Consider the following 14,171-nt stretch of genomic DNA (forward strand, 5'->3'; position numbering starts at 1 on the left):
CAAGAGTTATTTCCAAAAAAAATTAAGTGCAGAATCTTATGATTCTGCACTTAATTTTTTTAATATTTTATTTTTCATCAGCCAATGCTGCTTTACCTTCTTCTCCAGTTCTTATCTTTATTGCGTTTGCTAGTTCATAGATAAATATTTTTCCGTCCCCAATTTCTCCTGTTCTAAGTACATCTTGAGCTGTTTTTACAACTAGATCAACAGGAACTTCACATACAACTATCTCTATTTTAACCTTAGGAAGTAGCTTTAACTCCATAGGTACTCCTCTATAATATTGAGTATCACCTTTTTGAACTCCACAACCTAAAACTTGTGTTACTGTCATTCCAGTAATTCCAATATTATTCAAAGCATCTTTAAGTGCATCAAATTTATCTTTTCTTGTAATAATATCAATTTTGGTAATTTTATCTTCCATGCTATTGTCCCCCTTATAGATCTATAGTTTGGAAATCAGCATAACTGCTTTCAAGACCATGTTCTTCTGGATCAAGTCCTTTAATTTCCTCTTCTTTAGAAACTCTTAATCCAACTGTAGCTTTTATTACTTTAAATAATATGAAAGTAGTACCTACAGTCCACGCTCCTACTGCTACAATCCCTATAAGCTGAGTTACAAGGTATCCAAATCCACCACCGTAGAATAATCCTAATGTATCACCATAAGCAGCGAATAATCCAACTGCTAATGTACCAGTTATACCACATAATCCATGAACCCCTATAGCTCCAACAGGATCATCAATTTTAAGTACTTTATCTATAAATTCGATACCATATACTACTACAAAGCCTGCTATTATACCTACAATAACTGCTCCTGTTGGTGATATAACATCACATCCTGCTGTTATAGCAACCAAACCAGCTAATACACCATTTAAAGTCATACTTATATCAGGTTTCTTGTAACGTACCCAAGTTATTATCATCGTTACTAATGCTGCTGCAGCTCCTGCTAAGTTTGTTGTAATAAATATTCTTGAATTTAAATCAACGGCTGTTCCTGATAAAGATGAACCAGGATTAAATCCAAACCATCCCATCCATAGAATGAATACTCCTAAGGCACCTAATGTTATGCTGTGTCCAGGGATAGCATTAGATTTCCCATCTTTAGTATATTTACCTATTCTAGGCCCTAAAATTAATGCCCCCACAAATGCACTATATCCACCTACTGAGTGAACTACTGTTGAACCTGCGAAATCATGGAAACCTAATTGAGATAACCATCCGCCACCCCATATCCAATGTCCAACTACTGGATAAATAAATGCGCTTATAACAAAACTATAAATACAGTATGATATAAACTTAGTTCTTTCAGCCATAGCACCTGAAACTATAGTAGCTGCTGTAGCACAGAAAACTGTTTGGAATATTAAAAACGCTTCTTTAGGAATAGTTAATCCTAAATGTTCTATGCTCCCTGCCGAAAACCAGTTAGGTGCTCCTATAAACCCACCAACGTCAGTACCAAACATAAGTCCAAAACCTAAAACCCAGAAAATTAACGATCCAATAACAAAGTCCATTAAATTTTTCATTACTATGTTTCCAGCATTTTTAGCCCTTGTAAATCCTGTTTCTACCATAGCAAATCCTGCTTGCATCCAAAATACTAATACCGCTGCAAGTAATACCCATAACGTGTCTAGTGCCTTTGTATCCATAAATAAGTCCCCCTTTAAATTATAATTTCTTTTTTATATTTTTTCTGCAGAAAAATATATTTATAAAATTTAATATAAAAAAAGAGCCCACGAGTAGTTATATACATATCTACTGTGACCTCATTGCGCACAAGAATTTAATATTTAATTTATATTTAAATTATACATGCTTATTTCAATTTGTCTAGCTTTTTTAAGTTAAAATATAAACATTTTAATTTTAAACGTATTCTGTTATTAAATTGTTATTTTGAGAAAGTAACAGAGTGTGGATTTTATCCACACTCTGAGGTTAACTTTTAAAATTTATTATGAATTACTTTCTATTACACTTTCAGCTATATTAGTTGCGTGATCCCCTATTCTCTCAAAGTTACTTAATACCTCTAAGAAAAACGCACTAGAATATGCATTACATTGTCCTTTATTTAATCTTTTAATATGATTATCTCTATATTCTTTTTCGTATGAATCAATTTTTGATTCATATTCCATTATAGTTGAAGCTTTTTCTACGTCTCTATTTGCATAACTCTCTATGGCAATCTCTAATGCAAGTAGTGTATAGTTATATATATTTTGAAGTTCTTCTATAGCTTCATCAGTATATTTTAAGTTTTTATGTATTTTTTGACTAGCTAAATCTGCTATATTTTCAGCATGATCCCCAATTCTCTCTATATCATTTATTACATGAAAAGTTGCTGCCACAAGATTTTTTTCTTTATCTGACAACTCAATTTTTGATAATTTAACTAAATAAGAAGTTATAGCTTCTTCTAATACATTTATTATATGTTCATTTTCCATAACTTTAGAAATTAATTTCTCATCACCTTTTAATAAGGCATCCATAGAAATTTCTAGATTTTTTCTAGCCTTGTTTGCCATTCTTAATGTTTCTTTTGCAACTTGACCAGCTGCTATAACTGGGGTTTCTAGAAGTCTATCATCAATGTATTTAGGAGCTGCCTTTTCAATTTCATCTTCACCTGGAATAATCTTGTTTACAATACTTATTAATAAACCAGTAAGTGGTAACATAATTAAGGTATTTATAACATTAAAAATAGTGTGTGCATTTGCAATTTGTCTTTTTATATCTCCTGGTGTTAATCCACTAACTACATCTCCTAATATGGTTATAAAAGGAATGAATATTAAAGTTCCAAAAGTATTAAATATTAAATGTATAAGTGCTGCCTTACGTGCTGTTTTACTTGTACCTATACAAGCTAATAAAGCAGTAACACAGGTACCTATATTACATCCAAACAGTACTGGAATAGCTAATTTTATATCTATAGCTCCTGTTGTTGCTAAAGCTATAAGTATTCCTGTTGTTGCAGAGGAACTTTGTACTATTCCCGTCATTATTAAACCTGCTAATATGCCTATATACCATCTATGACCTATTGCTAAAATTAATTGTCCAAAAGCTGGCGAATCTGATAATGGTTTTAATGCAGAACTCATTATTCCCATACCCATAAATAGTATACCAAAACCAAGTATTATGTTTCCTATTTCTCTTCTCTTTTTGCCTTTAGCAAACATAACTACAGCTGTACCAATACCAACAAATACTGGAGCTATTGCATCTAACTTAAACGCAACTAATTGAGCTGTTATTGTTGTACCTATATTAGCTCCCATTATGATACCAGTTGCTTGAATTAAATTCATTAATCCTGCATTTACAAACCCAACTACCATTACTGTAGTTGCGGATGAACTTTGAATTACTGCGGTAACTGCTGCTCCTACTAATACTGCTACTATTTTATTAGATGTAACTTTTTCTAAAATACTTTTTAATCCTTCTCCTGCAGCATTTTCTAATCCATCTCCCATAAGTTTCATACCGTAAATAAATAAACCTAATCCACCTATTACAGATATAATGATTTCTACACTACTCAAGTTAATCTCCTCCGAAAAAAAATTATTTTTTTGCCCTTGATTAGCTTACTACATTTATTAACAAATGTTAATAGACTTTCAACATTTTTTACATGTTCTTAACATAAACTGCAAAAAAGATTCTTCCATAATCGGAAGAATCTTTCATTATATATGTTATTTATTAAACTGTGGCAAATAATTTTTATGAGCTTCTATTAGTTCGTCTACTAACATTTTTGCAGCTTTATCATCAGCTACCAATGGATTTATTGTTAAAGCTAGTACAGCTTTATCATAACTTCCTTCAACAGCTGCTTCAACTACAGTTCTTTCAAAAGATTTAATCTGTTGTATTAATCCATTTACTGCTACTGGTAAATGTCCCATGTTTATTGGTTTAGGGCCATCTTTAGTAATTATACAACTTATCTCAACTGCTGAATCTTGTGGTAAATCTGCAATTGCACCGTTGTTTCTGGTATTTACAGGTTGTATATCTCCCGTATCATTGTATATAGATGTAATTAAACGACAAGCTGCATCGCTGTAATAAGCTCCTCCTCTTTTTTCAAGTTGAGGTGGTTTAATATCAAGATTAGGATCTTTATAAAGTTCAAATAAAGAATCTTCTAATCTCTTAACAACTTCTGCTCTTGTTTCACCCTTCTCAAATTCCTTTAGTTCTTCTTCAAGCATCTTTTTGTTTTGGAAATAATATCTATGGTAGGCACAAGGCATTACTCCTAAAGCTTTAATAAACTCTGGAGTCCATGGCATATCTTTAATGTTTTTAGCTATACCACCTGGATTCCCATTTACCATGGATTCTATTATTTCATCTGTAACATTTCTTCCATCTAGATATATGTTTAGTCCAAATACCATATGATTTAAACCAGCAAAGTCCATTCTCACTCTGCTATGTTCAACTTCAAGCATGTTAGCAACAGCCATCTCCATACCTATAGGACCATTACATAGACCTATTATTTTTTTATTTTTTCCATGTCTAAGAAGTGCTTCCGTAACTATACCTGCTGGATTTGTGAAGTTTATAAGCCAAGCATTAGGACAAAGTTCTGACATATCTTTATCAATGTCTAATAATACAGGAATTGTTCTTAATGCTTTAAACATTCCACCTGCACCATTTGTTTCTTGTCCTATAAAACCGTGACTAAGTGGTATTCGTTCATCTTTTATTCTAGCATCCAATAAGCCAACTCTTAATTGAGTTGTTACGAAGTCGGCACTCTTCAAAGCTTCTCGTCTGTCTAGAGTTGTATGAACTTCTATTGGAAGACCTGCCTTCTTAACCATTCTCTTAGCTAAGTCTCCAACAATTTTTAGTTTTTCTTCACCTTCTTTTATGTCCACAAGCCATAATTCTCTTACAGGTAATTGTGAATATCTTTTGATAAACCCTTCAATCAATTCAGGTGTATAACTTGATCCTCCACCTATAGTAACTATTTTTATACCATCCATAGCTTACCCTCCTTGCATGGTTTTAGTGTACAATTTAATAATATCTCAGTAGGATAATGTTTTCAATTATGATAAAATGGAACTGTACCAGTACAGTTCTTATTCTTTAATAATGGTAACCTTTGTGGAATAGGCTGTTCGTATCCCTTTACATTTTTATAATCATGGAGGAAATTATGGACATATATAAACAGATAGCTTTAGATATAAAGTCTGATATTTATAATAAAAAATACACCTCATCTAAAAAACTTCCTTCTATAAGAAGTTTGTGTAGTGAATATTCCTGCAGTAAAAATACTGCTATAAAAGCTTATGAAAGTTTAATTAATGAGCACTTAATATATTCAATACCCCAAAGCGGATATTATGTAGTTGAGGAACACTTAAATAATTTATCCTATCCTAATATTATAGACTTTTCTAATGGTAATCTTAATATGGGCAGGATTTTAACGCCTGATTTAAAACATTGTTTAGATAGGGCTGTTGATATATATGGTAATCAACCTGTAGACTTTCATCTTATGGGAATTGATTCTCTAAAGTCTCTACTTCCAAACTATTTGTCAAACTTTCAAGTTTTTGTACCTAAAGAAAATATCTTTATCAATTTAGGAATACAACAGATATTAAGTTTACTTACAAACATGCCTTTTCCTAATGGAAAAACAAAAATTTTACTTGAAAACCCAACTTATAAATACTTTTTAGACTTCTTGAAATACTCTAAGATAGACTTTCTTTCTATAGATAGAACTCCTAGTGGAATTGATTTAAATGAACTAGAGAATTTATTTAAAACTGGAGATATAAAGTTTTTTTATACTACTCCTAGAAATCACAATCCTTTAGGAACTAAGTATTCAAAAACTCAAAGAAAGGCTATAGCTGAGTTAGCTATAAAGTATGATGTGTACATAGTTGAAGATGACTACTTTGGAGATATAGAATTTGATTCTAAGTTTGATCCTATATATGCTTATGGGGATCACTCTCACTTCATATATTTAAAAAGTTTTACTAAGATAATCCCTTGGATAAAGATAGGGTTAGCTGTTATTCCAACTGAACTTATAGATGAATTTAATAAACAAGCTAGTTATTCTTATTATTATTCATACTTTGTTCCATCTCTAATCTCTCAAGCTACTTTAGAAATATATCTTAAAAGCAATATTTTATCTAAACATGTTAAACTAATTAAAAAACAACAAAAGTCTAGATTAAAAGCTTTTAGTGATGAACTTAAAACTCTAACTAACACAAAAGTTAAAGTTTCTTCTTTAGATACATCTTTATATAGCTACATCTATTTACCTGAAGAAGTAAGTGAAAGTTCTTTAGTCTACTCCTTAAAAACTAAGGGAGTTTTGGTTTCAGCAGGATATAACTACTTCTCTTCTAATCTCAACTATAAAAAAGGGGTTAGAGTTAGTATAGCTAGAACTGATGAAAATCAGATTAGAGCAGGTATGAGAATATTGATTGATGAACTTAACAAAGTTTAGCTAAGTTTCTCTAAGTTTGACAAACTTCAATTAAGTTGCTTAAAGTTTAACAGAGTTAGAGAACCTAGTTTTAAGTAAGTCAGCAAAACTAATTAAGAGTTAGCAGTTAAATAAGAAACTCAGCAAAATTGAGTAAATTCTTCTCTAACTTACTAACTCTTATGTTTTAACTCTAAACTACTCTCACTATCTTGTTTTAAAATAGAGGAATACTGAGTTTATAGTAGCTATTATTCCTGAGAAAAACATTACTATCCCCCACTCTAATAAGTTTAGAGCTTGAGTTTGAAATACACCTTGTAAAAATGGTATATACATTATACTCATTATCATAGTTATAGAAACTAGAACTGCACCTACTAAGTAAGGATTACTTAGTAGTTTAATCTCTATTATAGAGTGTCTTTCTGATCTACATTCAAATACATGAATTAATTGTGACATTACTAGAGTTGCTAAAGCTATTGTTCTAGAAGTCTTTAAATCAAACCCAAAGTACTGACCAACTATAAATGAAGTTAAAGTACATATACCTATTAAAGTACCTCTTACTAAAATCTTTTCAGTTAACCCTCTTGCAAATATACTTTCATCCTTTTTTCTTGGTTTTTGTGACATTATATCCTTGTCAGCTGGGTCTACACCTAAGGCTATTGCAGGAAGACCGTCTGTAGCTAGGTTCACAAAAAGTATTTGAATAGGTGTAAGTGGGTTTGGAAGATAAAAAAGTGATGCTAGGAACATAGTTAATACTTCTCCTAGGTTACAAGAAAGAAGATATCTTATAAACTTTCTTATATTATCATATATTACTCTTCCCTCTTCTACAGCAGCCACTATAGTTGCAAAGTTATCATCCATTAATATCATTGAAGAGGCTTCTTTAGTAACGTCTGTACCAGATATACCCATTGAAACTCCAATATCTGCTTCTTTAATTGCAGGAGCATCATTAACCCCATCTCCTGTCATAGCAACTATATTACCATTTTTCTTTAAGGCCTTTACAATTCTAAGTTTATGGTTAGGACTTACTCTTGCAAATACCTTTGCTTTTTTAACCTCTCTCTCTAAATCTTTGTCAGTTAATCTTTCTAAATCTTCTCCAGTTAAGACTGAATCATTAGAATTACATATACTTAATGACTTAGCTATAGCAAAGGCTGTATTTTTATGATCTCCAGTTATCATTATAGGTCTAATTCCTGCAAGCTTACATTGTAATACTGCATCTCTTGCTTCATCTCTTGGAGGATCTATGCTACCAACTATACCAATAAAGGTTAAACCCTTTTCTAAACTTTCATCTTTTACTAAGTAACCTTCCTTGTAAGCTGCTCCTAAACATCTTAGAGCTCTATTAGACATACCATCAACTGTCATTAAGATTTCCTTTTTCTTAGTTTGAGTTAATGGCTTTATTTTTCCATCTTCTAATATGTGGCTACACCTATCCATAATTCTTTCTGGTGCACCTTTTACATAGCAGGTTTCCTTACCATTTTCACTAACTATTACAGACATCATTTTTCTATTAGAATCAAACGGTAAATCAAAAACTCTTTTATGGAAACTCAAAAAGTTTTTAAGGGCTTTTACATCTTTAAAAAGTCCTTTAACTAATGCTGTTTCTGTTGGATCTCCATGAAGAACTTTGTCCATGTTTTTTTCTGAAAAATTATAATTACAATCGTTACAGTAAACTAATGCTTTCGTTAGTACAATATTATTCGGTGGATTATCTTTATCTAAATTATATACCTTATTATCAATATAGATTTCTTTTAAAGTCATTTTATTTTGTGTTAAGGTACCAGTTTTATCTGAACATATAACTGAGGTACATCCTAAGGTTTCTACAGCAGGAAGTTTTCTTACTAAGGCGTTTCTTTTTATCATTCTTGAAACACCTAAAGCTAAAGCTACTGTAACTATTGCTGGAAGCCCCTCTGGTATAGCAGCAACCGCTAGGCTTACTCCAAGTAAAAACATTTCCCCAATATCATTACCTCTAGCAACTCCTACAACTGTTACTATTGCACATATACCTAAACATAAAAATACTAAAACCTTTCCTAAAGATTCTAGCTTCTGCTTTAACGGTGTTTTTTCTTCTTCAATATTTTGAAGTAGGTTAGCTATCTTGCCCATTTCTGTAGCCATTCCTATTGCAGTTACCTTCATGGTTCCTTTTCCTTTTAATATAGTAGTCCCCATGAATACTGAAGAGTGTCCTTGTCTTGTATCCTTATTTACTCCTACAGATTCACCTGTTAATAGAGATTCATCTATAGTTAGTCCACTACCTCCACTTAAGGTTCCATCAGCTGGAATTCTATCTCCTGCTTCTAAAACAACTAAATCTCCAATAGTTAAATCTACAGCATTTATAACCTTCATGTCTCCATCTCTTATTACCTTACAAGTAGGGGCAGCAAGATTTTTTAATGCTTCTAAAGATTTTTCAGTTCTATACTCCTGAACAAATCCTAAAATTGCGTTAACAACAACTATTATAACAATAGTTATGGCATCTGCAATATCTCCCATTAAAGCGGAAACAACAGTTGATGCTAAAAGCACCCAAATCATTAGATCATTAAATTGAGAGATAAATACCATAAATGCTGATTTCTTTTTTTCTTTTATAAGCTCATTGCTTCCAAATTTCTTTTTTCTATTTTCAGCTTCTCTACTACTTAATCCTAAAGTAACTACTTTCTCCTCTATCAATTGAGTTCCTCCTTTTATATTGTCTCTATCCTAATATATGTAACTCAACCTATAAATTATGAAATAAATTTACAATAATAATATTAATAATTGTGTAAACATTTAAAATATTAACTAGCTCTTTACAATTAGGGCTTTTAAAATTAGAATATTACTAGGAACAAAGACAATAAAGGAGGCCATTTAATGAAAGATGTTATTTATGTTACTGGACATAAAAATCCTGACTCAGATTCCATATGTGCAGCTTTAGCTTATGCGGAATTTAAAAACAAAACAGGCACTATACCAGCTATTCCAGTAAGACTAGGAAACGTAAATCAAGAAACTCAATTTATATTAGATTATTTTAAAGTTGAAAAGCCAATGTACTTAGAGACAGTAAAGTTAAAGGTTGGAGATCTTGCCTTTGATAAAATTACTCCTCTTGCAGCTGATATATCTTTAAAAACTGCTTGGAATTTAATGAAAGAAAAAAACATTAAATCTATTCCAGTAGTTGATGGAAATACTCACTTAATAGGAGTTTTATCTATTTCAAACATAGTATCTAGTTATATGGATATTTGGGATAACAAAATATTATCAAAAAGTGAAACTACTATTGATAATATAGTTGACACTTTATCTGCAAAATCAATTTACATAAATGAGGCTATTAGTGTATTTCCCGGGAAAATAATAGTGGCTGCTATGCAACCAGAAGGTTTAAAGGAATATATTGATGAAGGAGATATTGTTATTGTAGGTGGAGATAGAGCTGATGCTCAAGAAACCATTATGGATGCTAAAGTATCTCTAATGATATTGACAGGTTCACATACACTAAATGATGCTTTATTAGAAAAAGCTCGTGAACTTGGTATAACTGTAATATCTACTCCTCATGATTCATTTACTGCTTCTAGATTAATAGTTCAATCTATTCCTGTAGAGTATGTAATGGTTAAAGATAACTTGATTGCTTTCTCTACTGAAGACTTAGTAGATGACTTAAAGAGTATCATGGTTGAAACTAGATTCAGAAACTATCCAGTTTTAGATTCTAGTAACAAAGTTGTTGGTACATTCTCAAGATATCACATGATTTCTAACTACAAAAAGAAAGTCATTCAAGTTGACCACAACGAAAGAGGTCAATCAGTAAATGGACTTGAAGATGCTGAAATTCTTGAGATTATAGATCACCATAGAGTTGCAGACATTCAAACTGGCAATCCTATTTACTTTAGAAATGAGCCTATAGGTTCAACTTCTTCAATAGTTGCTAAGAGATTCTTCGAAAATGGCATAAGACCATCTAGAGAAGCTGCTGGACTTTTATGTGGTGCTATCATTTCTGATACATTATTATTCAGAAGTCCAACTTGTACTGAAGAAGATAAAAATATCTGTAAGCGACTTGCAAGTATAGCTGAAATAAATATTGAAGAGTTTGCAAAAGAAATGTTTAAAGCAGGTACATCTTTAAAAGGTAAAACTGTAGAAGAAATATTTAATCAAGACTTCAAACCTTTCACTATAGAAAACACTAAAATAGGTGTTGCTCAAGTTAATACCATGGATATTGAAGGCTTTATGCCATTAAAGGATTCAATGCTTGAGTATATGAGTAAAAAAGCTATAGATAATGGTTTAGAGGTTGTAGTTCTTCTATTAACTGATATACTAAATGAAGGTTCTCAAGTACTAGTTGCTGGTGGCAGACCAGAAATAGTTGAGAATGCGTTTAAGGTTTCTTTAGTTGATCACACTGCTTTCTTACCTGGAGTTTTATCTAGAAAGAAACAAGTTATACCACCTTTAACTAATACAATAACTTCAATGTAAAATAAAAGCTTTGGCATTTCGCCAAAGCTTTTTATCTACCTCTCATATTATTTACCATTCCCCACATCTCATCTGCTGTGGTTATTCCTTTAGATGCAAGTTGAAATGCTCTTTGTGTAATTATCATCTCTGAAAACTCTTGAGCCATGTCAACATTTGATCCTTCTAAGAAACCTTGGTGTAAGTCTGCATTAGTTTCTTCATTAACTTGTATTCCTTCTGCTGGAACATAAAGATTAGAGCCAGCTGAAACAAAGGCATTATCTCCAACTGCATTATATAGAGGAATATTTCCTATCCTATTATATGTACTTCCATTTTGTATATATATACTACCGTCTGTATCGATTTTAGTTGTGTTAGCTGTAAGAGCTGGATTACCTTCTCCATATCCATTTGCATATTGAATAGATAACTTATCCCCTTGAGCTGTTACTAAGGTTCCAGAAGCATCAATTTTAATACTTCCATCTCTAGTATAAGCATAACTTCCATCAGCTTTGGTTACTCTAAAATAACCTTGTCCATCTATTGCTATATCAGTTGGTTGTTTTGTTTCCATTAAGTTTCCTTGCTTGCCGTTTCTAGTCCACTCTGTAGTTTTTACTCCAGTTCCTGTATAGGAATCTTTGTCGTAAATAGGATAACCTAATCTATCAAAAGACTCAGATAACAAGTCTTTAAAAGCTGTTTCTGTTTTCTTATATCCTGTAGTATTAACATTAGCTAAGTTGTTAGATATGCTGTCAAGTTTCTCTTGATTAGCATTCATTGCACTTTTAGCCGTCCATAATATTCTCATCATAAAGCTTTCCCCTCCTTATTATCTTACTGCACCTATTTCACTAGCTGCTTTTCCTAAAGTCTCATCCATAGTTTGTACTACTTTTTGGTTAGTTTCAAAACTTCTCATTATTGTCATCATATTAACCATTTCATTTATTATATTAACATTACTTTTTTCTAAAACACCTTGCTGTACAGAAACTTCACCACCATAGTTAGGATTTTGTCCTTCATAAAGGTTGTCTCCAATTTTTTTAAGTGAATTATAATCTTCAAAATCAGCTGTTGCGAATTTATATGTACTTACTCCATTAATAAACAAATTACCACTTGCATCTAACTGTGGTTCGTTGTTTCCTACGTATATAGGTTCTCTTGCACCTGTAGCATTGTTTACTCCTAATACACTATCACCAGTATTAGTAACTAAATATCCTTGAGTATTTACTCTAAAGTTACCGTCTCTTGTATAATATTCTTTTACACCTTCAGCAGTATTTTTTCTAACTGTAAAAAATCCACTTCCTTGTATTCCAAAGTCCGTCTTTTTTTCAGTTTCATTTAAAGTTCCTTGAGTCCAAAGAGTATTAGTTTCGTCTATCTTAGCTCCTAAGTTTAACTTTCCTAAAGTGTTTTTAACTACGTTGCCATTTGCAAGTTTCTCTTTATTAGCTAAAAGTACATCTTCAAAACTCTTTATAGATAAGTTATCACCTTTAAATCCAGTTGTATTAGCATTTGCTATATTGTTAGTAATTACATCTTGTTTAGCCTCTAAAGTAACTAAACCTGTTACTGCCGTGTATAAACCTCTTATCATTTCTCCACATCCTCTTTATCAAAAATAACTTTTACTTCATCTGGATATTTCATACCATATTCTCTGGCTTTTTCTTCAATCCTTGCTTGTGAAAGTTGCTGATTAGAATTATATCCAAGCATTAAAATAGTAGCTAAAATTAATCCTATTCCCATACCAATTAATAATTTTCTATCATTTAAAAAATTGATTAAATTTTTGATTGTTTTAATAAACTTTTTATTAATAGTACTTCCCCCTTTCCCATTGAAAGGCTTTCACATATATCTTCGTCAGTATATCCTTTATCTATAAGACCCTTAATTACATTCATTCTACTGATTACTTGATTTTCTGTTTCATTCTCTTCTTCAATTATATCAATTTCATCATCTATAAGTGTGTCTATTTTAGTATAGTTTTCATCATTCGTGTTATCCTCTAACTGATAACTATTGTCCTTTGGATAATTATACTGCTTTACTTCTTTTAATTCAATAATCTCTTTTTGGAGTTCTAGGATAGTTTCGGAAAATTCTCTTCTAAGCTTTCCTATTTCTAAATCAGTATCTGAAATATTCTCTTCTTCATTATGTAATATACTCAAAAAACTCTTATCCTCTTTTTTTAAACCTTTATAGTTAAAATAAATCAAGAGCACTCCTGCTAAAATAATAAGTATCGGCATATAATCCCTCTTTATGTATAATGTAATTTTTTCATATTAGTTCTTAAATTTCTAATTGCTCTACTATGTAATTGGCAGATTCTTGACTCAGATACCTCAAGAACCTTACCTATTTCTTTCAATGTTAATCCTTCATAATAATATAAACTTAATATCATTTTATCTTTTTCATTTAGAAGCTCTATAGCTTTTTCAAGCATCTCAAGTTCTTCTTTTTCTTCTAGAGTTTTTTCAGGGGAAGGACTATTCTTATCTTCTATTATTCCCTTTATTGACATATCCTCATCATCTGAAAATATTACGTCATCTAAAGACTGAATAGATATATAATTTATATAGTTCTCAACCTCTGCAACATCCTTTATTGTAACTCCAAGCTCCTTAGCTACCTCTTGTGTAGATGGTTCTCTAAGAAGAGTTCTTTGAAGATGCTCTACTGCATCATTAAATCTATTTAATTTATCAATTGCACCTTTTGTAATAGGAGAGTTTTTTCTTATCTCATCTATCATTGATCCTCTTATTCTTATAGATGCATAGGTTGAAAATTTCATTCCCTTTTCATAATCAAATTTATTAATAGCATCCATGAGACCAACCATGCCATAGCCTAATAAATCATCGTATTCAACATACTTTGTTTTACCTAATATTACTCTCGATGCTATATACTTTACTAATGGTATATATTTTTCTGCTAGCTGCTCTTTAGATGGTCTAGCATTGGCTATTGTCATGACTTT

General features: G+C 31.3%; 12 protein-coding genes. 2 read left to right on the forward strand and 10 right to left on the reverse strand.

Annotation, left to right across the window (positions count from 1 at the left end):
- Window positions 1-67: 67 nt before the first annotated feature.
- The 4 genes from L1S49_RS03400 to L1S49_RS03415 form a co-directional block, all read right to left on the reverse strand.
- Window positions 68-430, reverse strand: a complete 363-nt coding sequence (locus L1S49_RS03400) for a P-II family nitrogen regulator (protein WP_073018703.1) — start codon at window positions 428-430, stop codon at window positions 68-70.
- A 13-nt stretch (window positions 431-443) separates the two neighbouring features.
- A complete protein-coding gene (locus L1S49_RS03405; RefSeq protein WP_021800960.1) occupies window positions 444-1,688 on the reverse strand; it encodes an ammonium transporter in 1,245 nt (414 codons plus the stop codon).
- Window positions 1,689-1,997: 309 nt separating this feature from the next.
- A complete protein-coding gene (locus tag L1S49_RS03410; RefSeq protein ID WP_021800959.1) occupies window positions 1,998-3,611 on the reverse strand; it encodes a Na/Pi cotransporter family protein in 1,614 nt (537 codons plus the stop codon).
- 156 nt (window positions 3,612-3,767) lie between these two features.
- Window positions 3,768-5,081: a 6-phospho-beta-glucosidase gene (locus L1S49_RS03415; RefSeq protein ID WP_238902554.1), complete on the reverse strand. Its 1,314-nt coding sequence runs from the start codon at window positions 5,079-5,081 to the stop codon at window positions 3,768-3,770.
- Between the two features lie 176 nt (window positions 5,082-5,257).
- Between L1S49_RS03415 and L1S49_RS03420 the strand changes: the two genes are divergently transcribed.
- A complete protein-coding gene (locus L1S49_RS03420) occupies window positions 5,258-6,592 on the forward strand; it encodes a PLP-dependent aminotransferase family protein (protein ID WP_238902555.1) in 1,335 nt (444 codons plus the stop codon).
- A 186-nt stretch (window positions 6,593-6,778) separates the two neighbouring features.
- Here the strand turns inward: L1S49_RS03420 and L1S49_RS03425 are convergent, their stop codons facing one another.
- Window positions 6,779-9,325: a calcium-translocating P-type ATPase, SERCA-type gene (locus tag L1S49_RS03425; RefSeq protein ID WP_238902556.1), complete on the reverse strand. Its 2,547-nt coding sequence runs from the start codon at window positions 9,323-9,325 to the stop codon at window positions 6,779-6,781.
- A 186-nt stretch (window positions 9,326-9,511) separates the two neighbouring features.
- Between L1S49_RS03425 and L1S49_RS03430 the strand changes: the two genes are divergently transcribed.
- On the forward strand, window positions 9,512-11,155 hold the full coding sequence (locus L1S49_RS03430; RefSeq protein WP_238902557.1) for a putative manganese-dependent inorganic diphosphatase: 1,644 nt from the start codon (window positions 9,512-9,514) through the stop codon (window positions 11,153-11,155).
- Between the two features lie 31 nt (window positions 11,156-11,186).
- Here L1S49_RS03430 and L1S49_RS03435 read toward each other — a convergent pair whose 3' ends face one another.
- From L1S49_RS03435 to L1S49_RS03455, 5 genes are read right to left on the reverse strand one after another with little or no spacing between them, the layout of a single operon-like run.
- Entirely contained in the window at window positions 11,187-11,960 is a 774-nt protein-coding gene (locus tag L1S49_RS03435) for a flagellar hook-basal body complex protein (RefSeq protein WP_238902558.1), read from the reverse strand.
- Between the two features lie 18 nt (window positions 11,961-11,978).
- On the reverse strand, window positions 11,979-12,761 hold the full coding sequence (locus L1S49_RS03440; protein ID WP_238902559.1) for a flagellar hook-basal body complex protein: 783 nt from the start codon (window positions 12,759-12,761) through the stop codon (window positions 11,979-11,981).
- Entirely contained in the window at window positions 12,758-12,916 is a 159-nt protein-coding gene (locus tag L1S49_RS03445; RefSeq protein ID WP_021800952.1) for a hypothetical protein, read from the reverse strand. The genes L1S49_RS03440 and L1S49_RS03445 overlap by 4 nt, the downstream gene beginning before the upstream one ends.
- A gap of 35 nt (window positions 12,917-12,951) precedes the next feature.
- Complete coding sequence (locus L1S49_RS03450; protein WP_238902560.1) at window positions 12,952-13,428, reverse strand: hypothetical protein; 477 nt, start codon at window positions 13,426-13,428, stop codon at window positions 12,952-12,954.
- An 11-nt stretch (window positions 13,429-13,439) separates the two neighbouring features.
- Window positions 13,440-14,165, reverse strand: coding sequence for a FliA/WhiG family RNA polymerase sigma factor (locus L1S49_RS03455; RefSeq protein WP_238902561.1), 726 nt, complete (start codon window positions 14,163-14,165; stop codon window positions 13,440-13,442).
- Between the last annotated feature and the right edge of the window lie 6 nt (window positions 14,166-14,171).

This window comes from Clostridium sp. YIM B02506 (assembly GCF_022324845.1).
Taxonomy (GTDB): domain Bacteria; phylum Bacillota; class Clostridia; order Clostridiales; family Clostridiaceae; genus Clostridium_T; species Clostridium_T intestinale.